Origin of the sequence: Pseudonocardia sp. 73-21, from assembly GCF_001899645.1 — a bacterium.
In the GTDB taxonomy this organism is placed as follows: domain Bacteria; phylum Actinomycetota; class Actinomycetes; order Mycobacteriales; family Pseudonocardiaceae; genus Pseudonocardia.
This window is the reverse complement of the sequence record NZ_MKVV01000024.1, coordinates 164,953-186,948: the sequence shown is the minus strand read 5'-3', so window position 1 is coordinate 186,948 and position 21,996 is coordinate 164,953. Positions and strand designations below refer to the sequence as shown.

Below are 21,996 nucleotides of genomic sequence, written 5' to 3'. Positions count from 1 at the left end.
TCCCAGGACAGTTCCTGGATCTTCTGATGAGCCTTGGCCAAACTCTGCCGACTCACGTCATCTCCTCACGTGGTGGTGGGCCGGTGTCCGAGTGACGCCGCGCGGTGGCGTCTCTCATCTCCCGTGGTCTGCCCCCGTCCGCGGAGCCGGTTCCTAGCGCGGGTGGCGCCGGCAGCGGAGGTGGACCCGAAACTCGCCTCGCATCTCCGGCACGCGGGGCCGGCGATGTGGTGCTCGTCTCGTGCCGGGAATCACACCTCTCCGCCGAGCCGGTCGAGGTCTCATTATGAGATTGTGTGCGATTGGATGTACCAGGTCAGCCCACTGATCCCTGTGCGTGGAGCCCGTGAGGCGGTACCGTCGGACACAGGTTCGCTCCGCACCGTCGCGGAGCCGACACTGCTCCGAGGAGGGCAACCGGTTGGTCCGCCCGCACAACCAGCACTCCCCCGTCCGGACAGATCGGTCCGGCGAGGGGCTCGTCCGTGCGCGCACGTCGTTCCTCGTCGACGACAAGGTCGAGGCCGGCACGGTCCGCGACACGATCCTGGCGTCCTGGACGCGATCGCGTGAGTGGGACGTCGACACCGACAGCGTCGAGATGTCGTGCGAGTACGACACCGACAGCGACTCACCGCTGTCCCGTGCCGCCACCCCGATCATCGCCGACGTGGCCGACGAGCTCGGCGACGAACCCGTCAGCGTGATCCTCACCGACGCCGAGGGCGTGGTGCTGGACCGCCGCACCGGCGACTCCACGCTCAACCAGCATCTCGACAAGGTCTGGCTGGCGCCCGGCTTCAGCTACGCCGAGAAGTTCATCGGCACCAACGGCATCGGCACGGCCCTGGAGGGCCGCGGCCCGGTGCAGGTGTTCGGCCACGAGCACTACGTGCCGCACCTGGCCGACCTCGCGTGCGCCGGCGCGCCCATCTGGCACCCGGTCAGCGGCAAGCTGATGGGCGTCATCGACCTCACCTGCTGGCGCCCCGACGCCGGACGGTTCATGTCCACGGCCGTGGAGCGCATCGCGCGGCAGATCGAGGGCGCGTTGCTCGACCAGTCCGGGCCCCGTGAGCTGGCCCTGCTCCACGACTACCTCGCCGCGTGCCGGCGCAACCGCGGTGCGGTGTTCGCCATCAGCCCCGACCTGGTGATGACCAACGACCGGGCCCGCGAGCTCATCGACCCCGCCGACCAGGACACCCTGGTCGCCGGCGCGTCCGAGGCGATGAACAACGGGCGCAGGCTGCTGATGGTGGACCTGCCCAGCGGCGCCATCGCCCGCGTGCACGTGCGCCCGAGCTGGATTGAACGGGGCGAGTCGGGCGGGGTGCTGCAGGTGCAGCTCGCCGCACCCGACATCGCCGCCAAGTCCACCCGCGCTCCCGCCGTCGCCCCGGTCAGCACGCTGCCCGCGGCCGTCGGTTCCGGCCTGCTGTGGACCAAGTGCTGTCAGGCCGTCGACCGCCACTTCCACAGCCGCGAGTGGATCATCCTGGAGGGCGAGCCGGGCACCGGGCGCACCACCATCGCGCGCGCCACCCACCAGATGCGTACCCCCGCCGCCCACCTCCGTCTCCTCGACGCCGACGACTACGGGCCCGCGTGGATCGCCGACATCGTCGAGGAGCTGGAGACCGGCGGCGGCACGCTCGTCATCAGCCACATCGACCGGCTCGACACGGCCGCCCGGCAGGCCCTGGCCGACGCGCTGGAGCCGCGCCGCGACACCACCGACCCCGACCGGCCCTGGGTCGTCGCCACCGCCGACGTCGGCGGGCTGTCCGGCGACGCCGGGGCCGACCTGCTGGAGTTCTTCCCCCGCACGGTCGAGGTGCCGCCGCTGCGCCACCACATCGAGGACGTCGCCGAACTGGTGCCGCACCTGATCGCCCGGCTCACCCGGGGCTCGGAGCTCACCTGCTCGCCGGAGGCGATGCGCGTGCTGATGCGCAACCGCTGGCCGGGCAACGTGGAGCAGCTCTACCAGGTGCTGCGCAAGACCGTCGCCCGTCGCCGGGCGGGCGTCCTGCAGCCGTCGGACCTGCCGCCGGAGACCCGCGCCATCACGCGCCGCGTGCTGACCCCGCTCGAGGCCATCGAGTGCGACGCCATCGTCGACGCGCTGCTGGACAACAACGGCAACAAGGCCGAGGCCGCCCGCCACCTGGGCATGTCCCGGGCGACCATCTATCGGAAGATCCGCGGCTACGGCATCTCCACCCCCGAGTCCGGCGCCTGAGCGACCCACCTCGGGGTCGCATCGATCCGCGGCTACGGCATCTCCACCCCCGGGTCCGGCGCCTGAGCGGTTCCGGTCGACGGGGTGGCGGCGTCGGCGGCGGACGTGGCGGCGGTCGGGCCTCCGCCGGATCGTCGTCGGGCCGTTCGCGGGCCGGGATCCTCAGGTCGGGCGTCCGATCGGGCCGGCACCCGCCGCTCACCGAGCGGTCACGGCATCCCGGACGGGACGGCTCCCGCGGCCTCGGCGGCGCGCCGGATCCGGTGCTCGTCGGTGAAGAGCGGCAGGTAGCAGGCGGCGGTGAACGCGTAGACCACGAGGTTGAACGGGTCGGTCACCGCGCTCCCGGGGCCCGCGACGGCGATCACCAGCAGGCCGAACAGCCCGACGACCGCCGGGTACCAGGGCTGGGTCCGCGACGAGTGGGCCACCGCCAGGGCCGCCGTGCGGTGCAGCTCCGGCGGGAGCGGCGTGCGCTCCCTGACCGCCAGCCGCATCTTCTTGTCGAGCTCCTCGCGCTCCCGCGCACCCTCGGCGGGGTTGAGCGTGCGGGCGTCGGCCCGGCTCAGCCGCGGCCGGGCGGCACGGCGCCAGACCAGGACCGCGGCCCGCGCGACGTACAGCGCGCCGGCCACCACGAGCACCCAGCCCCACGCGGAGAGCCCACCCAGCAGGACGTGCCGCCCCACGATCACCAGGCCCGCGGCCACCACGACGGCCACTCCCACCCGCCAGCCCCGGACCCATCGTCGCGGGGGCGAGTGGAGGACCGGCCAGCTCATGCCCCGGACGGTACCGCCGGCCCGTCGCGGCGCAGCACGTCGATCAGCTCCTCGTACGGGCCGACGAGATAGGCCTCGTCGGCGGCGGCGAACCGGGTGCCCCGCCGTGGCGGGTACTCGAGCTCCCCGTCGGGGGCGCCCGCGCGGTGGATCGCCACCACCCGGGTGCGTTCCGACAGCTCCCCCATCGCGAGGCCGTCCAGCCCGCCGCCCGCGCCGACCGACAACCGCCCGACCAGGAACGGGACGCGGTCGACGTAGAACGTGGCCAGCACGTCGAGGCCCAGCGCCGCACCGACGAACCAGGGCGCCGCGAGCGCCGCCGTGGACCGCACGTGGCGGAAGCCGAAGCCGTCCTCGACGCCGGCCGCGAGCTCCCGGTCGAACACCCGCAGCACCACGGCCACCTGCTCCCAGCGCTCGCGGAGCAGGTCCCGCACGACGAGACCGGTCTCGATGTTGACGAGATCGTCGCTGGTCAGCACGGCCACCGCGGTGGCGGCGTCGAGGTTCGCGGCGGAGAGCACCCCGACGTCGGTGGCGTTGCCGACCACCACGGGCACGTCCAGGGCCCGGGCCCGGCCGTGGTGGCGCCCCGCCTCGTCCCGGTCGACGACGACCACCCGCCGCCCCGCCGCGACGAGACCCTCCACCACCTCGAGCGCCACCGACCCCAGCCCGACCACGATCACGTGCCCACGCATCGACCCGACCCGGCGGCGCCCGAACGACTGCTCCAGACGCCGGCTGACCAGCAGCTGCGTGACCAGCGAGAAGATGATCGCCGTGAGGATGGCGCCGCCGCCCATCAGGCCGATCGCCCAGATCCGCAGCCAGGTCGGCTGCAGCGCGAAGGAGAAGTCCCCGTAGCCGACGGTCGCGATCGTCTCCACGGTGAAGTAGACGGCGTCGACGACGCTCATGTGGGAGCCGTCGTCCTTCACGTAGCCGATCCGCAGCACCACGATCGACACGAGGATCGCGATGGCCAGCACGGCGAGCGTCACCCGCAGCGGACGGTCGGCCTCGGCGACCAGGGACCGGAGCAACGACCGCAGCCCCGCCCGACCGCCCCGCTCGGCACGCTCGGCCGCGCGTTCCGCCCCCGCCTGGCGGGCTCCCGCCGCACGGCGGACCGGGGCCTGCGGGCGCAGCACGTCCACCACTCCGAGCGTCCCGAACTGCTCGGGGGTGCCCACGACGGTGACCCGGTCGCCCACATGCACCCGGTGGTCGCGGCCCGGGCACACCACCGGCTCCTCCCCGCCCGCGACGGCCAGCGGGGCCAGCTCGCCGTAGAGCTCGCGCAGCGTCGCGGTGCTGCCCGCCACCAGCTCCGCGACGAGGAACGGCCGGCCGGCCAGCTCGATGGCGTGCGTCCGCGTGCCCAGGCAGGCCTCCACCACCGACGGGGCGGCGAGCGCGGCCACGTCGAGCACGCTGCCCTCGCCCGTCACCTCGGCCAGGGCCCGTCCCACGCCGCCGTTGCCCATCCGGACGACGAGCCGGACGTCGGGGCGCATGCGGCGGACCAGCAGCGCCGTCTCCATCGCCCGCAGGTCGTCGCCGAGCAGGCAGACGACCGCGGCGGCACCCTCGAGCCCGGCGTCGAACAGCGCCTCCCGCACCCGGCCCTCGATGCGCGGCACCTTCCACTGCACCAGCAGCCGGTCGGCGGCCGTGTCGGCGCGGCCGGAGGGGTCGACCACCACCACCTCGGCCCCGGCCGCCCGCAGCTGCTCGACCGTCCGCAGGGCGGCCCCGTCCACCCCGCACACCACGACATGCCCTGATCGTCCGCTGTCCACCTGCGGGAGTCTCGCCAGGCCGGGTCACGGTCCGGTGTCGGGACCGTGACGCGGGATCCCACTAGTGTCGTCCACATGTTGGACATCGGGGGGATTTCCAAGCGTTTCGGCACCCTCCAGGCACTCGACGGGGTCTCGTTCTCGGTGCAGCCGGGCGAGGTCTTCGGGTTCGTCGGCAGCAACGGGGCGGGCAAGACCACCACCATGCGCATCGTGCTCGGCGTGCTCTCGGCCGACGCCGGCGAGGTGCGGTGGCGCGCCGAGCCGGTGGACGCCGAGGTGCGCCGTCGCATCGGTTACATGCCCGAGGAGCGCGGCCTGTACCCGAAGATGAAGGTCGGCGACCAGCTGCGCTACCTCGCGCGCCTGCACGGGCTCGGCGAGGCCGAGGCCGCCGCGTCGGTCACGCGCTGGACCGGGCGTCTGGGCATCGAGAACCGGATCGGCGACGAGGTGCAGAAGCTGTCACTGGGCAACCAGCAGCGCGTGCAGCTGTGCGCCGCGCTGGTGCACGACCCGGAGGTCCTCGTGCTCGACGAGCCGTTCTCCGGTCTCGACCCCACCGCCGTCGAGGTGATGAGCGGGGTGCTGCGCGAGAAGGCGGCCGAGGGCGTGCCGGTGATCTTCTCAAGCCACCAGCTGGAGCTGGTGGAACGGCTGTGCGACCGCATCGGCATCATCGCCGCCGGCCGGATGGTGGCCGTCGGCACCGTGGAGGAGCTGCGCACCCGCGACAGCGCCGGTCATGACAGGGGCGTCGTCCTCGACGTCGACGGCCCACCCGCCGGCTGGGCGGACGGCGTGCCCGGCGTCGAGGTGGTGTCGGTCGACGGCGCGCGTACCCGGCTGCGGCTTACCGACGGCGTCGACGACCAGGACGTGCTGCGCGCGGCGGTGGCCGCCGGCCCCGTACACGAGTTCCGCCGTTTCCGGCCCCCGCTGACCGAGCTCTACCGCGACGTCGTGCGCGACATGGCGAAGGAGGAGAAGGCCGCATGAGCGCCCCGCTGACCTCCCGCCAGGCCGTGCTGCTGGTCGCCCGCCGCGAGTTCACCGCCCAGGTTCGGTCGCGCAGCTTCGTGATCGGACTCGTCATCACGATCGTGCTGATCGCCGGGGTCGCACTGCTGGGCGGCTTCGTCGCGAGCCAGTCGTCGAACAAGACGCTCGGGCTCACCACCCGGACCGCTTCCCTGCAGCCCGCGCTGGCGCAGGCCGCGACCACCCAGGACGTCGAGCTGCGGATCAGCACCGTCGACGAGGGCACGGGCCGGGCCCAGGTGGCCAACGACGACCTCGACGCCCTGCTCACCGGAGTCCCCGGCGACTACCAGCTGCTCGGCCGCGACACCGTCGACAGCACGGTCCAGTCCATCGTCTCCACCGCCGTGCAGCAGCAGCAGCTCCGCGCCGCCCTGGCCGGCGCGGGCGTCGATCCCGTGGCCCTGAGCCGGCAGTCGCAGGTGGCCACGACCACCCTGGAGCCCGCCGATCCCGACCGCGGGCAGCAGCTCGCGCTGGCGCTGGTCGGCTCGTTCCTGCTGTTCTTCTCGTTCAGCGCCCACGGCCAGCTCGTGGCCACCGGCGTGGTGGAGGAGAAGCAGAGCCGCGTGGTGGAGCTGCTGCTCGCCACGATGAAACCCTGGCAGCTGCTCGCCGGGAAGATCCTCGGGCTGGGCACCGTCGGTCTGCTGCAGCTGGTGATCCTCGGGGTGATCGGCGTGGTGGGCGCAGGGGTCACCGGGCTGCTCACGGTGCCCGGCGCCGCCGTCAGCATGTTCGTGATGGTGATCGTCTGGTACCTGCTCGGCTTCTTCCTCTTCGCCTCGCTCTACGCGGGCATCGGCTCCACCGTCTCGCGCCAGGAGGAACTCGGCCCGGTGATCGCGCCGATGATCTTCCTGCTCATCATCCCGTTCGTGCTGACGGTGAACCTGCTGCCCAACGACCCCCGCAACGAGCTGGCCGCCGTCCTGTCGTTCGTCCCGTTCTTCGCCCAGACGGTGATGCCCGCGCGGTACGCGCTCGGCGTCGCCCCGCTCTGGGAGGTGGGCGTCTCGGCGCTCATCACCCTCGTCGCGATCGCCGTGGTGGTGCGGCTGGCCGGGCGGGTGTACCGGAACTCGATCCTGCGGACCGGTTCGCGGGTGAGCCTGCGGGAGGCCCTGCGGGGCTGAGGCCGGCGCCGCCTCGTCCGTGAGCGGGAGTTCGGCGCGTTCCCGGCCGGATCTGGCCGTTTCCGCGCCGAGGCGCTGATCATGGAGGTTCGGGAACGGGCCCTACTGGCTGGCCTTCTTCCGCGGGGCCCACTCGGTGAACCCCGCGGCGCGGGCCTCCTCGGCGTCGCGGAACCAGACCTCGGCCTTGGTGCGCGTGAAGTACGGGCTGTCGGGGGTGTGGAAGAGCATCGAGTCGGCGTTGCCCTTGATCGTGTACTCCGGGCCGGGCGCCGACCCGTCGGGCAGCGGCGTGGCCCCGCTCGTGGCCACCGCGTCCGACGGCGCGAACAGCGCCTGGCCCGACGGCATCGGCGCAGGGGTGGGCGGTGTGCTCGGCGCCTGGCTCGGGGCCGACGACCGCCGGACCGGTGAGGGCCGCGGCGACGGGGACGGACGGGGGGCGTCGGAGGCTGCCGGGGGCGCAACCCCGTTCGTGGCAGCCGGGGGCACGGTCTTCGGTGCGGCACCGGTCGGAGCCGCGGGCTGGTCGGGGGCAGCGGGCGTGGCTGCAGCAGTGGGCTCGCCCGTGCCGGGAGTCGGAGGACGGGCCGAGGCCGGCGGAGGCGTCGGCGCCGACGGGGCCACCGGCGGGACCGGCGGGGCCTCGGCCCGCGGCGTGGCCCGCTCCGCGGGCTTGGCAGCGACAGCGGGCTCAGCTGCAGGACCCGGCTCGACCGCAGCAGCGGGCTCGACCGCAGCAGCGGGCTCGGGCGCGCCCGGAGCCGGAGAACCGGCCGAGGCCGGCGGAGGCGTCGGCGCCGACGGGGCCACCTGCGGGACCGGCGGGGCCACCTGCGGGACCGGCGGGGCGACCGGCGGGGCCGGCGGGGCCGGCGGGGCCGGCGGGGCCTCGGCCCGCGGCGTGGCCCGCTCCGCGGGCTTGGCGGGCGCCGGGGCCGACCTGGCCTGCGCAGACGCCGGCCGGACGGACGTGGCCGGCGAGGCGGCTCGGGCGGGCGCCGGGTCGGGCGGGGCCGAGGGCGGCTGGGCCACGGGCGGGGTCGGGGATGCCGGGGGCTTCGCCCTCGCGGCGGGAGCGGGAGCAGCCGGCGCCGTCCCGTTCCAGGCGCCGGCCGGGGTCGGGTCGGGCGGCAGGACCCGCACCGGGCCCGTGAGCTGCTTCGGGCCGGACAGCTTCGAGCGCGCGACCCACGCACCGGCACCGGCCGCCACGGCCAGCACCAGCCACCGGCGCTTCGATCCTCCAGCCATCGGACCACCCCTCAGTCGTGCGGTTCCTCGATTATGGCGTACCCCCGTACGGGCGAATCACCCCCGGGCGGCCTTCACCTGTTCGTAGCGGGCGAGGGCGTCGAGGCGCTCGGCCTTGTGGTCGACCATGGGCTCCGGATACCCCTCGGGCAGGCCTCCGGGCAGCGCCCACGGCTGGTGCACGGCCTTGCCCGGCACGCCGCGCAGCTCGGGCACGAACTTCCGGACGTAGTCGCCGTCGGGGTCGAACTTCTCCCCCTGCGTGATCGGGTTGAACACCCGGAAGTAGGGCGACGCGTCGGTGCCGCTGCCCGCGGTCCACTGCCATCCGTGCTGATTGGAGGCCAGGTCGCCGTCCACGAGCAGGCGCATGAAGTGCCGCGCTCCCCACCACCACGGCAGGTGCAGGTCCTTCACGAGAAAGCTCGCGACGATCATCCGCACCCGGTTGTGCATCCACGCCTGCTCACGCAGCTGCCGCATCCCGGCGTCGACGATCGGGAAGCCGGTGCGGCCCTCGCACCACGCGTCGAACGCGACCCGGGCGGCCGCCCCGGACGCGAGCGGCAGGGCGTCGAAGGAGCGGTCGTAGTTCTCGCGAGCGGAGTCGGGGCGCTGGAAGAGGATGTCGGCGTAGAACTCCCGCCACGCGATCTCGGTGGTGTAGGTCTGGGCCGACTCCGACCGCTTCGACGCGAGGTCGGCGAGCATCGTGCGCGGATGGATGAGCCCGTACTTGAGGTACGGGGACATGCGCGAGGTGCCCGGCTTGTCCGGCCGGTCGCGGCCGTCCTGGTACTCCCCCACCGCCCCGTCGAGGAACTCCTGCCACCGCGCGAGCGCCGCGTCCTCGCCCGCCTCGGGCAGCTCCGCGTCGATGTCCACGTCGTCGGGGATCACGCTCTTCTCGACCGGGTCGAGCCACTCGACGGTGGACGCGTCGGTGTCGGCCGGCTTGCGCCAGCCGTGCTCCGCCCACGCCCGGCGGAACGGGGTGAAGACCTTGTACGGGTCGCCGTCGGGCTTGCGGACCCGCCCCGGCGCCACGGCGTAGGGCGATCCCGTGCGCACCAGCTCCCTGCCGTCCTCGACGAGCGTCTTCTCGACGGCCTCGTCACGGATGCGACCGTAGGGGCCGTAGTCGGCGGCGACGTGCACGGCCGCGGCGTCCACGGCGGCGGCGATGCGGGGCACGACCTCGGCCGGGTCGCCCGTCACGACCTGCAGCTTCCCGCGCAGCGACGCGTCGAGGGCCCGCAGCGAGCGGAACAGGAACGTGCTGCGGGCCGCGCCCGACGGGCCGAGGAGGGCGGGATCGAGCACGAACAGCGCCAGCGCCCGGGGCGCGGCGGCCAGGAAGGTGGGCTGGTCGCGGACCCGCAGGTCCCGCCGGAACCAGACGACGGCGTTGGCGCTCATGGAACTCGACGCTAGCGGCCGCGCCCACACCCCGCCCGGCCACCACCGGCCGACGCGGATCCGGCGGGCCGGGGATGCACACCGGAGATCGACGAACGGGGACCGGGAACCGCCTCACACACGGTTCCTGGTCCCCGTTCGTCGATCACGGGTGTGGCAGGCGCCGTCTTCAGCGGTCGGTCATCGGCACGAACTTGCGCTCGGTCGGGCCGACGTAGAGCTGGCGCGGCCGGCCGATCTTCGTGGTCGGGTCCTCGATCATCTCGCGCCAGTGCGCGATCCAGCCGGGGAGCCGGCCCAGGGCGAACAGGACCGTGAACATCTTCGTCGGGAAGCCCATGGCCCGGTAGATGACGCCGGTGTAGAAGTCGACGTTCGGGTAGAGCTTGCGCTCGATGAAGTAGTCGTCGGCGAGCGCCTTCTCCTCGAGCGCCATGGCGATGTCGAGCAGCGGGTCGGTGACGCCGAGGTCCTTGAGGATCTCGTCGGCCTTCTGCTTGACGATCTTCGCGCGCGGGTCGTAGTTCTTGTAGACGCGGTGGCCGAAGCCCATCAGGCGCGCCCCGCTGTCCTCCTTGTTCTTGACCCGGTTGACGTACGCCTCGACGTCGCCGTCCTCCTCCTTCTGGATCTTCTGCAGCATCTCGAGAACGGCCTGGTTGGCGCCGCCGTGCAGCGGGCCGAACAGGGCGTTGACGCCCGCGGAGATCGAGGCGAACAGGTTGGCGTGCGAGGAGCCGACCATCCGCACCGTCGACGTCGAGCAGTTCTGCTCGTGGTCGGCGTGCAGGATGAGAAGAGTGTCCAGTGCGCGCACGAACTTGGGGTCGATCTCGTACGGCTCGGCGGGGAAGCCGAACGTCATGCGCAGGAAGTTCTCTACGAGCCCGAGCGAGTTGTCGGGGTAGAGGAACGGCTGGCCGATCGACTTCTTGTACGCGTACGCCGCGATCGTGGGGACCTTGGCCAGCAGCCGGACGGTGGAGAGCTCGACGGCGTCGTGGTCGAAGGGGTCGAGGCTGTCCTGGTAGAAGGTGGACAGCGCACTGACCGCGGAGGACAGCACCGGCATCGGGTGCGCGTCACGCGGGAAGCCCTCGAAGAACCGCTTCAGGTCCTCGTGCAGCAGCGTGTGGCGGCTGATCTTGGTGGTGAAGTCCTGCAGCTCGGCGGCGGAGGGCAGCTCGCCGTAGATCAGCAGGTAGCTCGTCTCGAGGAACGTGGAGTTCTCGGCGAGCTGGTCGATGGGGTACCCGCGGTAGCGCAGGATGCCCGCGTCACCGTCGATGTAGGTGATCTCCGACGTGCAGGCCGCGGTGTTGCCGAAGCCCGAGTCGAGGGTGACCAGCCCGGTACCGGGGAGCAGCTTCCCGATGTCGAACGCGGAGGAGCCCTCGGTCGCGGGCTTGATCTCCATCTTCTGCTCACCACCGGGGTACTGGAGTACGGCGGTGGACTTCTCGTCAGCCATGTGGAGGTTCCCTCACACTCAGATCTCTTCGTTGTTGTACCCAACGCTAGTGCTACCGGGCGTCGTTGTGCTGTGCAGAGCGTGTGACGTAGGGCGAAAGCGAATCACGGACGGTCGTCGGCCACCGGCCCGCGATAGCGCCAGAACTCCGGGAAGCGGGCCACCACCAGCGTCGCGACGACGATGACGGCGATCCCGCCGACCGTGGCGGTGAGGCCGGGACCGGTCCAGACCGACGCGCCGCCGTGCCACAGGTCCGCCATCCGCGGCCCGCCTGCGACGACCACCATGAACACGCCCTGCATCCGTCCGCGCATCTCGTCGGTGGCGACGGTCTGCAGCATCGACGAGCGGTACACGGAGCTGACCAGGTCGCCGGCCCCCGCGATCGCCAGTGCCGCCACCGCGAGCCACAGCGAGCCCGTCAGCCCGAACAGGGCGATGCCCAGCCCCCACACCCCGATCGCGCACGCGACGGCCACGCCCTGGCGCCGGACCCGTTGCAGCCAGCCCGAGAGCAGCCCGGCGACGACCATGCCGATCGGGATCGCGGCGTAGAGGAGCCCGATCGCGGGGCCACCTCCGGGCGGGTCGCCGAAGGTCTTCTCCGCCATCTCCGGGAACAGCACCCGCGGCATCCCGAACCCCATCGCGACGACGTCGATGAGGAACGACACCAGCAGCACCTTGTGCAGCGCCACGTAGCGGAAGCCGTCGACGATCTCGCGGATGCCGGCCTTGCGCGCCACCCCCGCCTCCGGCGGCATCACCGGCAGCCTCCACGTGGCCCACAGCGTGGCGAGCAGGAAGATCGCGTCGATCAGGTAGAGCGTGGAGAGCCCGATGAACGGGATCAGCACCCCGGCCAGCAGCGGGCCGGCGATCGCCCCGACCTGCGCGACGGTCATGTTGAGCGCGTTCGCGGCGGGGAGCTGGTCGGCGGGCAGCAGCCGTGGGATGACCGCACTGCGGGTGGGCTGGTTGATCGCCAGCAGCGCCGTCTGCACCGCGAACAGGACGAGGATCACCCACACGTTGCCGGTGCCGCTGGCGGCCGTGACCCACAGGGACAGCGAGCTCGCCGCGATCGCTCCCCCGGTGACCAGCAGCAGCACCCGCCGGTCGACCGCGTCGGCGATCGCCCCGCCCCACAACCCGAACACGATCAACGGGACGAGCCCGAACAGGCCGGTCAGCCCGACGTAGGCCGACGAGCCCGTGAGGGTGTAGATCTGCAGCGGCACGGCCACGACCGAGAGCTGCGCGCCGATCACCGTGACGACGCCGGCGAGCCACAGCCGCCGGTAGGCCGGGGTCTGCAGCGGCCGGGTGTCGGCCAGTGCACCCCGCACCGCTCCGGAGAACCGGCGCAGGCCCGGGATCGCCCGCGTGGGGGCGTCCGGGCCTGCGGCGATCGCGGCGGTGGGCTGTTGCTCCCGTTTCGCCCGGTTCGGACGGGTGGGTTGATCAGGGCCGGGCGTGGTCACCCATCAGAACTACCACTTCGGCCACCGTCCGCGCGTCCGCGGCGATCAGTGGGCGAGCGTCACGCCCGGGCCCGGACCCGCGGTGTCCCGCACGACGACCCCGCCGGACAGGCGGTTCGGTCGGCGAACGCCACGGCGGGGGGCCAGGAACAGCCGCGCCCCGACGAGCCCGGCGGCCGGTGCCGTGACGATGCGGCGGTGGGAGGGCGTGGGCGGATCATCACCGGAGAGCCGATCACGGCGCGAGGCGCCGGACCGTCCAGCTGCGGTCGTGCACGTCGACGACGAAACGCAGCCGGTCGTGCATGCGGTTGGTGCGGCCCTGCCAGAACTCCACCTCGTCGGGCCTGATCCGCCAGCCACCCCAGTGCTGGGGCACCGGCACGGTCTCGTCGTCGGCGAAGCGCTGGGTGACGCCGGCCAGCGCGTCGTCGAGCGCGCGGCGGTCGCGCACCACCACCGACTGCGCCGACGCCCAGGCCCCCAGCTGGGAACCCCGCGGGCGGGAGTCCCAGTAGGCCTGCGTCTCCGCCGGGGACACCTCCTCGACGACGCCGCGGACGTGCACCTGCCGGTGCTGCAGGTACCAGGGGAAGGTGACCGACGCGTAGCGGGTGTTGCGCAGGTCGCGGCTCTTCGCCGAGGTGTAGTTGGTGTAGAACACGACGCCGCGCTCGTCGAGGCCCTTGCACAGCACGGTGCGCGACGACGGCCGCCCGTCCTGGGTGGCGGTGGCCAGCACCATCGCGTTCGCCTCGGCCACCCCGGCCGCCTCGGCCTCGGCGAGCCAGTTCGCGAGCTGCTCGTGCCAGGTGGGCGCGAGCGCGTCCACGTCGAAGCCCTCGGTGCGGTAGTCGACCCGCATCCCGGCCAGCTGCCGCTCCGCCATTGGAACCCCCTAGCCTGTGGTCGGCCCATGACCGTATGTCCCCCGTGTCCTTCCGGACAACGCCGGTGACCGATGCCACCCACCTGCACCGTTGCAGCGAGCGGGTCACCGGGGCATGGTGACGCCAACCACCGACCACGATGAGGAGGTCGCGGTGACCGCTGCGCCTACCGCCCCGTCCACCACCGACGACGCGGTACCCCCGCCGCCACCCGGTTTCAAGTCTGGTCTCGAGGGCCACGTGGCCTTCCGGACCCAGATCGCCGAGCCCGACAAGGACGGCGGCGCACTGCGCTACCGCGGCGTCGACATCGAGGACCTCGTCGGCAGGGTCACCTTCGGCAACGTCTGGGCGCTGCTGGTCGACGGCCGCTTCGGCCCGGGCCTGCCCCCGGCGGACCCGTTCCCGATCCCGGTGCACACCGGTGACGTGCGCGTCGACGTCCAGGCCGCGCTGGCCATGCTCGCGCCGTACTGGGGCTACCGCCCGCTGCTCGACATCTCCGACTCCGACGCCCGCGACAACCTCGCCCGCGCGTCGGTGATGGCGCTGTCCTACGTCGCGCAGTCCGCCCGCGGCATCGGCGTGCCCGCGGTGCCGCAGAAGCGCATCGACGAGAGCACCACCATCACCGAGCGCTTCATGACGCGCTGGCGCGGCGAGCCCGACCCGGCCCACGTCAAGGCCGTCGACGCCTACTGGGTCTCGGCCGCCGAGCACGGCATGAACGCCTCCACCTTCACCGCGCGCGTCATCGCCTCCACGGGTGCCGACGTCGCGGCGTCGCTGTCGGGTGCCATCGGCGCGATGTCCGGCCCGCTGCACGGCGGTGCCCCGGCCCGCGTGCTGCCGATGCTGACCGAGACCGAGCGCACCGAGGACCCGACCGCGCTGGTCAAGGGCATCCTCGACCGCAAGGAGAAGCTCATGGGCTTCGGGCACCGGGTCTACCGCGCCGAGGACCCCCGCGCCCGCGTGCTGCGCCGCACCTGCCAGGAGCTCAAGGCCCCGCGCTACGAGGTGGCGGTCGCGCTGGAGCAGGCGGCACTGGCGGAGCTGCGCGAGCGGCGCCCCGACCACCCCATCGAGACCAACGTCGAGTTCTGGGCGGCGGTGATCCTCGACTTCGCCGAGGTGCCGCCGCACATGATGCCCGCGATGTTCACGAGCGCCCGTACGGCGGGCTGGTCGGCGCACATCATGGAGCAGAAGCGTGAGAACAAGCTCGTGCGTCCGTCGGCCCAGTACATCGGCCCGGCGCCGCGCAAGCCCGAGGCCGTCGAGGGCTGGGGCGAGATCCAGCACGGCTGACGCCGCTCGTGCGCGGATATCAGTGCCCCGGCACTGATATCCGCGCACGACCTCTCGTGACCAGCAACGACAGCCCGCCGGCCAGCACGCACAGGGCCCCGCCCGCGTACCAGGCCGCGTCGTAGGAGTGCAGCTGGTCGCGCACAACGCCCGCGGCCAGCGCCATCAGGGCCGCCCCGATCTGGTGGCTCGCGAACACCAGCAGCCGCGGGTCGATGCGGTCGGTGAGCCAGCCCGACGCGATCGTGCCGGCGATGTCGCACAGCCCGACCACCGCCAGCAGGCTCGCCGCCATGGTCACCGGCATGCCGTGGTCGTGGGCCGCGGGAATGAAATGCGGCTGGATCAGGCCCATCGTGGTGGCACCGCAGATCATCATGCCCGCGGCCAGGTACCAGAACGGCCTGGCGCGGGCCGCCTCCACCAGGCCGCGGATCGCGATCCGGCCCGCGCCGACCCGCACGGGCACCACGACGTCGGCCTCCGTGCCGCCGTAGGGCAGAGCGCCGACGTCCGCGGGCGAGTCCCGCAGCAGCCACACGACGAACGGCGCGACGGCCAGTGCCGCGAACGCGACGCCGAGCGCGGCCGGCCGCCAGCCGTAGGTGGTGGCCACCCACGCGATGAGCGGCAGGAACACGAGCTGGCCCGCCGCCCCGCCCGCCGTCAGGACCCCGGAGACGAGCCCGCGGCGCTTCACGAACCAGCGCCCGGTGACCGTCGCGACCAGGGCGAGGGCCATGGAGCCGGTGCCCAGCCCGACCAGCACGCCCCAGCAGAGGATCAGCTGCCAGCTCGCCGTCATGAACACCGTCAGCCCGCTGCCCGCCGAGACGACGAGCAGCGCGGCGGTGACGACCTTACGGATGCCGAAGCGCTCCATCAGCGCCGCAGCGAACGGTGATGTGAGTCCGTAGAGCGCCATGTTGACGGCCACCGCCGCGGAGATGGTGCTCACCGACCAGCCGAACTCCTGGTGCAGCGGGTCCATCAGGACACCCGGCACGGCCCGGAACCCGGCCGCGCCGACCAGCGCCAGGAAGGTGACGGCCGCGGCCCACCCCGCCGGGTGGATCCTGAGTTGCTTCACACTACCCAGCATGATGGGAACTACCAGGGCTGTCCAGGCCCCGTCTGTCCGGCGGCGCGGGCGGCCAGTTCCAGGTCGAAGCGCTCGCGGCGGATCCGCTGGTCGGTGTAGAGCAGGCCGGTGATGCCCGTGACGAACGGGGTGAAGAACGTGCCGGCGACGACGATGAAGATCGCCAGTGCGCTCCCGGTGAGCACCGCACCCGTCACGGAGAGCCCGGAGCCGCCCCGCGCGAGCGAACCGAGGCTGACGCCGAAGAGCGCACCGAGGATCAGGAAGATCACCAGGGCGATCGCCCCCAGCACGATGCCGGCCAGCAGCTGGATCCCGAGGATCCGCCACCAGCTCCCGCGGACCAGCGCCCGGGACCGTCCGAGCGCCGTGGTGACGCCGATGTCCTCCATCATGTAGGCCGCGGGCGTCATCGACAGCAGCACCGCCAGGTACACCACCACGACCAGCACCGCGAGCCCGACCACCACCGCCACGGCGATCACACCACCGGAGTTGCGGCCCGCGATCCCGATGATGAACGCCAGGAGGATTCCGACCGTCGCGATGCCGCCGATGATGAGGCCCACCAGCAGGTTCGCCCCGACGAGGCCCCACACCCGCCTGGTCGCGCCCCGCCAGGCCTCGCCCGGTGACGTGCGCCGGCCCAGCAGGGCCCGCCGCAGCACCACCAGCAGCACGCCGGTGACCAGCGCGGACGCCAGCAGGCTGACGACGGCGCCGGCCAGCGACGCGAGCAGCGACACCCCCACCGCACCCACCGCGGACCCGGCGCTGCGGATCGACCCGCCGACGGCCAGCGCGGGCAGGACCTGCGCCAGCCCCTGGACCACGGCGGCGACCACGAAGATCAGGGCCGCCGCGACCAGCGTCGAGACGGGGTTCGCCCGGATGTAGCCGAAGGCGCCGCCGAGGATCTGGCCGATCCCCAACGGGGCCAGGGGCACGATCCCACCCGGGGGCTGACCGGGCGCCGCCCCGTAGCCGGGCGCCGGGTAACCGGGCTGCAGCCCGTAGCCCGGCTGCGCGCCGTAGGCCGGCTGGCCGCCGTAGCCGCCGCAGCCGGGTTGGGGGCCGTAGCCCGGCGCGGGCGGGCCGCCATGACCGGGTGGTGATCCGTAACCGGGCGGGGGGCCGTAGCCCGGCGGCGCCCCGGACGGCGCGGACGGCTCCTTCACGGACGGATCCTGCGCCACCTGCGCCGGCGTCCCCTGCGGCGGCGTGGCGTCGTCGTCGCGGTCGGGCTCGCGCTCCGGTCCGGCTCGATCGGGTGTGTCCGTCATGATCTGCCTGGCCCCCCTGGCTTCAGCTCGTGATCACCGCATCCTTGCAGCTCCACCGGCACCCGCGGCGGCATTTCGCCCGAAACACCGACGGTGACGGGTCCGGGCGTCCGTCGAACGGTGGACAAACCGCTCCCACCGCCCGATCCTCGTGGCCTGCCGGCAAGACCACCGCGGTGCTCGGCACCGACCCGTCCACCGCGGACCGGGCGTGGCGGGCCCGCATCGGGATCGTCCCGCAGAACACGCCCGACGTGACCGGAGCTGCGCCCCGCTGCTCGAGGGCTCCTCCCGGGCCGGGCTGACGTCCGCGATCCGCGCCGCCGCCCGTGGAGAGACGGTCCTCACGCCGTCGGTGGCCGCCCGGCTGGTCGGCCGGATGCGCGGGCCGAGGCCGGAGTCGCTCTCGCCGCGCGAGATCGAGGTGCCGGCGCTCGTGGCGGTGCGGCGCACGCACGCCGACGTCGGCCTGACCTGCACATCGCCGAGGCCACGGTGAAGACCCACCTGCTCCGCACGTTCACCGAGCTCGACGTCTCCGACCACACCGCGGCCGTCACGATCGCCCGGAAACGGGGCCTGTTGGAGTGACGACCCGCACCCGGTCGGGTGTCGCCGCGGTGCAACACTGAGGTACGTGACATCTACTCCCGACCTGCAGATCCCCGCCGAGCTGCTGCCCGCCGACGGGCGCTTCGGCTGCGGACCGTCCAAGGTGCGCCCCGAGCAGCTGGCCGCTCTGGCCGCCTCCGGCCACCTCATGGGCACCTCCCACCGTCAGAAGCCGGTGAAGGAGCTGGTCGGCCGCATCCGGGCCGGACTGGGCGACCTCTTCTCGCTGCCCGCCGGCTACCAGGTGGTGCTGGGCAACGGCGGGTCCACCGCGTTCTGGGACGCCGCCGCGTTCGGGCTCGTCCGCGAGCGGGCCCTGCACCTGACCTACGGCGAGTTCTCCGCGAAGTTCGCCGAGTCCACGAAGGGCGCCCCGTTCCTGGCCGACCCGGTGGTTATCAAGGCCGAGCCGGGCAGCGCGCCCGAGCCCCAGGCCGACCCGTCCTGCGACATCCTGGCCTGGGCCCACAACGAGACGTCCACGGGCGTGTCGGTGCCGGTCGTGCGCCCCGAGGAGGCCCTCGAGGGCCAGCTCGTGGTCATCGACGCCACGTCGGGCGCGGGCGGGCTGCCCGTCGACATCAAGCAGGCGGACGTCTACTACTTCGCGCCGCAGAAGGGCTTCGCCGCCGACGGCGGGCTCTACACCGCGATCTTCTCGCCGGCGGCGCTGGAGCGCGTCGCGGAGCTGGCGGCGTCCGACCGCTGGATCCCGCCGTTCCTGTCGCTGGCCACGGCCGTCGACAACTCGCTCAAGGACCAGACCTACAACACCCCCGCGGTCGCCACCCTGATCCTCATGGCCGAGCAGATCGACTGGATGAACGGCCTCGGCGGCCTCAAGGCGTGCGTCAAGCGCACGGCCGACTCGTCCGGCCGGCTCTACAACTGGGCCGAGAAGTCCGACTACGCCACGCCGTTCGTCACCGACCCGGCCCACCGCTCGCAGGTGGTCGGCACCATCGACTTCGACGAGAAGATCGACGCCGCCGCGGTCGCGAAGGTCCTGCGGGCCAACGGCGTCGTCGACACGGAGCCCTATCGCAAGCTCGGTCGCAACCAGCTGCGCATCGGCATGTTCCCCGCGGTGGACCCGGCGGACGTGGAGGCGCTGACGGCGTGCATCGACTGGGTGGTCGAGCACCAGGCGTAGTCACACCAGTAACACCAGCCCCAGCTTTACCAAATGCGATCAACATGACACGCTGCGTGTGCGGCGGGGGCGGGTCTAGCACTTTTCCCTCGTCGGGGCGGTTCTCCCGCCCCGGCGCGCCTCCGTCGCGGGTTGCGGTTCGACAACTACCGTCACCCGGACGGGGAAAAGAGAGCGGGGAGGCCGCCGATGCGGGCGCTGCGGGTCGTCGGGATCACCGAGGGCGACGGTGAGCTGTCCGTCGTCCTCGAGGACCCGGGCCGTCGAGAGCGCTTCACCGTCACGGCCGACGAGCAGCTCCGCGCTGCCGCCCGGGGGGACCTGACCCGGCTCGGACAGATCGCGATCGAGTTGGAGAGCCAGTTGCGTCCACGTGAGATCCAGGCCCGTATCCGCGCCGGAGCGTCCGTGGAGCAGGTCGCCTCGGCGGCCGGCGTTCCGCAGCAGAAGATCGAACGCTTCGCCTACCCGGTTCTGCTCGAGCGCTCGCGCACGGCGGAGGTCGCCCAGCGCGCCCACCCCGTCCGCGCCGACGGGCCCGACTCCCGGATGCTCGGCGACGTCGTCGCCCACACGTTCGGCCTGCGCGGCCAGGAGTACACCGACGCCGAGTGGGACTCCTGGAAGGGCGAGGACGGCCGCTGGGTCGTCTCGCTGTCCTGGCGCGCCGGCCGCTCCGACAACCGTGCGCACTGGACGTTCCAGCCCGGGGCGCACGGCGGCACGGTCACGGCCGTCGACGAGCACGCGTCCGACCTGGTGGAGGGCCTGCCGGCCCGCCCGCTGCGCACCGTCGGCCCGGTGATCGACATCGCCCGGCAGGACGAGAACCCCACCGGTCCCGGCCCGGTCGAGGAGCTGCGCGCCACCGCGACGGACCCGGCCCGCGGCGTCCGGGTCGAGGGCTGGAACGACGGCGTCCGCGCGCCCGAGGCCCGCACCGCCGAGGCCCGCACCGCCGAGCCGCGCACCGCCGAGCCGCGCACCGCCGAGAACCGGACGGCCGAGACCCGCAGCCCCGAAGTCCGCAGCCCCGCCCCGGAGGCCCGGACGACGGTCGAACGGGCTCCGGCACGCACGGCTCCCGAGCCCCGTCGGCCGGAGCCCCCGGCGCCGCGGCAGCCCGAGCCGGTCCGTCAGCCGGAGCCGGTCCGTGAGTCGGAGCCGGTCCGTCAGTCGGAGCCGGTCCGTCAGTCGGAGCCGGTCCGTCAGTCGGAGCCGACCGCGCCCCCGGCCACGACGCCCGCGCCCACCCCGCCCGCTGCCCCCCAGCAGCCCGCGGTCCAGACCCCTGTCACGCAGCCGCCCGCCCCGAAGACCGAGCCCCGCCCGGAATCCGAGGCGCCCGCGGCAGCAGACACCCCGGCCGAGCCCGAGGCCGCCCCTGCGGCCCGCCGCACGAAGAAGGGCAAGCCGGTCATGCCCTCGTGGGACGAGGTTCTGCTGGGCGTCCGCGGCCAGCGCTGAGGCCCGCGCGTGACGCCTGTTCGCGCGCGGAACTCGCATCCGGCGCGCGGACGCGAGCCACCGGGTGTCCGAGAATACGGGCACGGCGACGGTCAGGGTGAACCGGCTGCTAGCCCAACAGGCCGAGCAGCAGCACCACCCAGGCCACGCCCAACCCCACCGTCGCGCCCAACGCCGGCCAGCGCCAGAACGGCGTGCGGCGCACCAGCCACAGCGACGGGGACAGGCCCAGCCCCACCAGCAGGTTGGCCGGCACCCACAGCAGCCCGAACGCCTCGGCGAACGACCGGCTGAGCACCACGTCGGCGATGGCCACGAACACGGCGAAGAACGCCGCCACCGCGAGCCCTGTGGACCACGGCGTCGGCCCGACCGGTTCCGGCGCCAGCCGCGGGATCGGCCCCGTGACCGCGCCCACCTGCACCGACTCGACGGCGCCGGTGACCGGGTCGATCAGGTCGACCGGCCGGCCCAGGACGTCCGCCACCCGCGAGGCGAGCTGCCGGCCGCGGCGACGCACGAGCTGGAGCTCCTCGGCGCGGCCCGACCGGGTGGCGGCCGTGGCGAACGTCGACCACTCCTGCAGCGCGGCCCGCAGGTCACCGGGCAGCTGCGGATCGCCTGGCTGCCGTTCCCCGAGCACGCCGGTCAGCCTACGGGCGACGCCACGGTGTGGAAGGCGACAGCCGCGGCCGTTGCCACATTGAGAGAGTCCACGCCCGAGGCCATGGGGATCCGGACCCGGACGTCCGCGGCGGCGAGAGCCTCGTCGGTCAGGCCGGGGCCCTCCGCACCCAGCAGCAGCGCCACCCGCTGCCCCGCCAGCCCGGCCCGGGCCAGCGGCACGGCATCCGCCGAGGGCGTCAGGGCGGCCACCGTCAGGCCCGCGGCCCGCAGGAGGTCCAGCGAGGCGGGCCACGGACCCGTCAGCGTCGTGAACGGCACGCGCAGCACGTGCCCCATCGACACCCGCACGCTGCGCCGGTAGAGCGGGTCCGAGCACCGGGGGCCCAGCAGCACCCCGTCGACGCCGAGCGCGGCGGCGTTGCGGAACAGCGAGCCCAGGTTCTCGTGGTCACCGACGCCCTCCAGCACCGCGAGCACCCTCGCCGTGCGGAGCAGCTCGGCCAGGTCGGGAGCGGGTGCCCGGTCCGCGACGGCGAGCACACCGCGGTTGAGGTGGAAGCCCACGACGGTCGCCATCGTGTCCGCGTCCGTGGCGTAGGCGGGCACGTCGTGGACGCGGAGGTCCTCGGCCAGCTCGTCGATCCGCCGGGGCACCCCCAGCACCGACCGGATCGGGTACGGAGAGTGAAGCAGCCTGCGCACCACGACGACACCCTCGGCGATCACGAGGCCACGGCCGCCGGGACGGTCGGGGCGCCGGTCGGCCTCGGTGAGGTCGCGGTAGTCGTCCACACGGGGGTCGGTCGCCTCGGCGACGGGAGTGATGGTGGCCACGACTCCGCATCGTCCCAGGCCGGGTCGTGTGCGACACGGGTGCCACTCGGCCCCGTCATCCGGACAGCCGTAGC

The 21,996-nt window shown here is 73.4% G+C and carries 17 protein-coding genes and 1 pseudogene; 7 read left to right on the top strand and 11 right to left on the bottom strand.

The genetic code is table 11. The features are described 5' to 3' along the window. Positions 1 to 421 precede the first annotated feature (421 nt). Positions 422 to 2,245 carry a helix-turn-helix domain-containing protein gene (locus BGP03_RS06180; RefSeq protein WP_296373856.1) on the top strand — a complete coding sequence of 608 codons (1,824 nt, stop codon included), beginning with the start codon at positions 422 to 424 and terminating at the stop codon, positions 2,243 to 2,245. A 209-nt stretch (positions 2,246 to 2,454) separates the two neighbouring features. Here the strand turns inward: BGP03_RS06180 and BGP03_RS06175 are convergent, their stop codons facing one another. Together BGP03_RS06175 and BGP03_RS06170 are read right to left on the bottom strand one after the other, a co-directional pair. After that, positions 2,455 to 3,027, bottom strand: a complete 573-nt coding sequence (locus BGP03_RS06175; RefSeq protein WP_298801082.1) for a hypothetical protein — start codon at positions 3,025 to 3,027, stop codon at positions 2,455 to 2,457. Next, on the bottom strand, positions 3,024 to 4,805 hold the full coding sequence (locus BGP03_RS06170; RefSeq protein ID WP_298801083.1) for an NAD-binding protein: 1,782 nt from the start codon (positions 4,803 to 4,805) through the stop codon (positions 3,024 to 3,026). The genes BGP03_RS06175 and BGP03_RS06170 overlap by 4 nt, the downstream gene beginning before the upstream one ends. Positions 4,806 to 4,910: 105 nt before the next feature. Between BGP03_RS06170 and BGP03_RS06165 the strand changes: the two genes are divergently transcribed. Both BGP03_RS06165 and BGP03_RS06160 read left to right on the top strand, forming a co-directional pair. Next, complete coding sequence (locus BGP03_RS06165; RefSeq protein ID WP_298801081.1) at positions 4,911 to 5,834, top strand: ATP-binding cassette domain-containing protein; 924 nt, start codon at positions 4,911 to 4,913, stop codon at positions 5,832 to 5,834. Beyond that, positions 5,831 to 7,012, top strand: coding sequence for an ABC transporter permease (locus BGP03_RS06160; protein WP_296373862.1), 1,182 nt, complete (start codon positions 5,831 to 5,833; stop codon positions 7,010 to 7,012). Before BGP03_RS06165 ends, BGP03_RS06160 begins: the two co-directional genes overlap by 4 nt. Positions 7,013 to 7,114: 102 nt before the next feature. Here BGP03_RS06160 and BGP03_RS06155 read toward each other — a convergent pair whose 3' ends face one another. The 5 genes from BGP03_RS06155 to pdxH all read right to left on the bottom strand — a co-directional run bounded on the left by BGP03_RS06155 (position 7,115) and on the right by pdxH (position 13,532). Further along, positions 7,115 to 7,363, bottom strand: coding sequence for a hypothetical protein (locus BGP03_RS06155; protein WP_296373863.1), 249 nt, complete (start codon positions 7,361 to 7,363; stop codon positions 7,115 to 7,117). A 960-nt stretch (positions 7,364 to 8,323) separates the two neighbouring features. Next, positions 8,324 to 9,685 carry a deoxyribodipyrimidine photo-lyase gene (locus BGP03_RS06150; protein ID WP_296373864.1) on the bottom strand — a complete coding sequence of 454 codons (1,362 nt, stop codon included), beginning with the start codon at positions 9,683 to 9,685 and terminating at the stop codon, positions 8,324 to 8,326. A gap of 169 nt (positions 9,686 to 9,854) precedes the next feature. Next, positions 9,855 to 11,156, bottom strand: coding sequence for a citrate synthase (locus BGP03_RS06145; protein ID WP_296373865.1), 1,302 nt, complete (start codon positions 11,154 to 11,156; stop codon positions 9,855 to 9,857). A gap of 104 nt (positions 11,157 to 11,260) precedes the next feature. Continuing rightward, the gene (locus tag BGP03_RS06140; RefSeq protein WP_296374056.1) at positions 11,261 to 12,538 is read right to left on the bottom strand and encodes an MFS transporter; all 1,278 of its coding nucleotides are present in this window, start codon (positions 12,536 to 12,538) and stop codon (positions 11,261 to 11,263) included. A 340-nt stretch (positions 12,539 to 12,878) separates the two neighbouring features. Next, a complete protein-coding gene (gene pdxH / locus BGP03_RS06135; protein WP_296373866.1) occupies positions 12,879 to 13,532 on the bottom strand; it encodes a pyridoxamine 5'-phosphate oxidase in 654 nt (217 codons plus the stop codon). Between the two features lie 154 nt (positions 13,533 to 13,686). Between pdxH and BGP03_RS06130 the strand changes: the two genes are divergently transcribed. Then, positions 13,687 to 14,844: a citrate synthase 2 gene (locus BGP03_RS06130; protein ID WP_296373867.1), complete on the top strand. Its 1,158-nt coding sequence runs from the start codon at positions 13,687 to 13,689 to the stop codon at positions 14,842 to 14,844. 19 nt (positions 14,845 to 14,863) lie between these two features. Here BGP03_RS06130 and BGP03_RS06125 read toward each other — a convergent pair whose 3' ends face one another. Together BGP03_RS06125 and BGP03_RS06120 are read right to left on the bottom strand one after the other, a co-directional pair. Then, the gene (locus tag BGP03_RS06125) at positions 14,864 to 15,934 is read right to left on the bottom strand and encodes an MFS transporter (RefSeq protein ID WP_299735767.1); all 1,071 of its coding nucleotides are present in this window, start codon (positions 15,932 to 15,934) and stop codon (positions 14,864 to 14,866) included. A gap of 20 nt (positions 15,935 to 15,954) precedes the next feature. Continuing rightward, the gene (locus BGP03_RS06120; protein WP_298800145.1) at positions 15,955 to 17,229 is read right to left on the bottom strand and encodes a hypothetical protein; all 1,275 of its coding nucleotides are present in this window, start codon (positions 17,227 to 17,229) and stop codon (positions 15,955 to 15,957) included. A gap of 274 nt (positions 17,230 to 17,503) precedes the next feature. On the opposite strand from BGP03_RS06120, the pseudogene BGP03_RS06115 reads away from it, so the two are divergent. From BGP03_RS06115 to sepH, 3 genes and pseudogenes are all read left to right on the top strand, one after another. After that, a pseudogene (locus tag BGP03_RS06115) lies at positions 17,504 to 17,820 on the top strand (LuxR C-terminal-related transcriptional regulator); the annotation flags it as partial. Positions 17,821 to 17,866: 46 nt separating this feature from the next. After that, on the top strand, positions 17,867 to 18,994 hold the full coding sequence (gene serC / locus BGP03_RS06110) for a phosphoserine transaminase (RefSeq protein WP_298800143.1): 1,128 nt from the start codon (positions 17,867 to 17,869) through the stop codon (positions 18,992 to 18,994). 189 nt (positions 18,995 to 19,183) lie between these two features. Further along, positions 19,184 to 20,461: a septation protein SepH gene (sepH, locus tag BGP03_RS06105; RefSeq protein ID WP_298800141.1), complete on the top strand. Its 1,278-nt coding sequence runs from the start codon at positions 19,184 to 19,186 to the stop codon at positions 20,459 to 20,461. A 109-nt stretch (positions 20,462 to 20,570) separates the two neighbouring features. Here the strand turns inward: sepH and BGP03_RS06100 are convergent, their stop codons facing one another. Together BGP03_RS06100 and BGP03_RS06095 are read right to left on the bottom strand one after the other, a co-directional pair. Beyond that, positions 20,571 to 21,104 carry a DUF2537 domain-containing protein gene (locus tag BGP03_RS06100; RefSeq protein WP_296373876.1) on the bottom strand — a complete coding sequence of 178 codons (534 nt, stop codon included), beginning with the start codon at positions 21,102 to 21,104 and terminating at the stop codon, positions 20,571 to 20,573. A 5-nt stretch (positions 21,105 to 21,109) separates the two neighbouring features. Then, entirely contained in the window at positions 21,110 to 21,922 is an 813-nt protein-coding gene (locus BGP03_RS06095) for an RNA methyltransferase (protein ID WP_296373878.1), read from the bottom strand. Positions 21,923 to 21,996: the final 74 nt, after the last annotated feature.

Bases quoted from the DNA above. Each gene is read 5' to 3' on its own strand.
- BGP03_RS06150 (WP_296373864.1), bottom strand. From the start codon at position 9,685: ATGAGCGCCAACGCCGTCGTCTGGTTCCGGCGGGACCTGCGGGTCCGC.
- BGP03_RS06145 (WP_296373865.1), bottom strand. From the start codon at position 11,156: ATGGCTGACGAGAAGTCCACCGCCGTACTCCAGTACCCCGGTGGTGAG.
- BGP03_RS06120 (WP_298800145.1), bottom strand. From the start codon at position 17,229: ATGACGGACACACCCGATCGAGCCGGACCGGAGCGCGAGCCCGACCGC.
- BGP03_RS06175 (WP_298801082.1), bottom strand. From the start codon at position 3,027: ATGAGCTGGCCGGTCCTCCACTCGCCCCCGCGACGATGGGTCCGGGGC.
- BGP03_RS06160 (WP_296373862.1), top strand. From the start codon at position 5,831: ATGAGCGCCCCGCTGACCTCCCGCCAGGCCGTGCTGCTGGTCGCCCGC.
- sepH (WP_298800141.1), top strand. From the start codon at position 19,184: ATGCGGGCGCTGCGGGTCGTCGGGATCACCGAGGGCGACGGTGAGCTG.
- pdxH (WP_296373866.1), bottom strand. From the start codon at position 13,532: ATGGCGGAGCGGCAGCTGGCCGGGATGCGGGTCGACTACCGCACCGAG.
- BGP03_RS06165 (WP_298801081.1), top strand. From the start codon at position 4,911: ATGTTGGACATCGGGGGGATTTCCAAGCGTTTCGGCACCCTCCAGGCA.
- BGP03_RS06155 (WP_296373863.1), bottom strand. From the start codon at position 7,363: ATGCCGTCGGGCCAGGCGCTGTTCGCGCCGTCGGACGCGGTGGCCACG.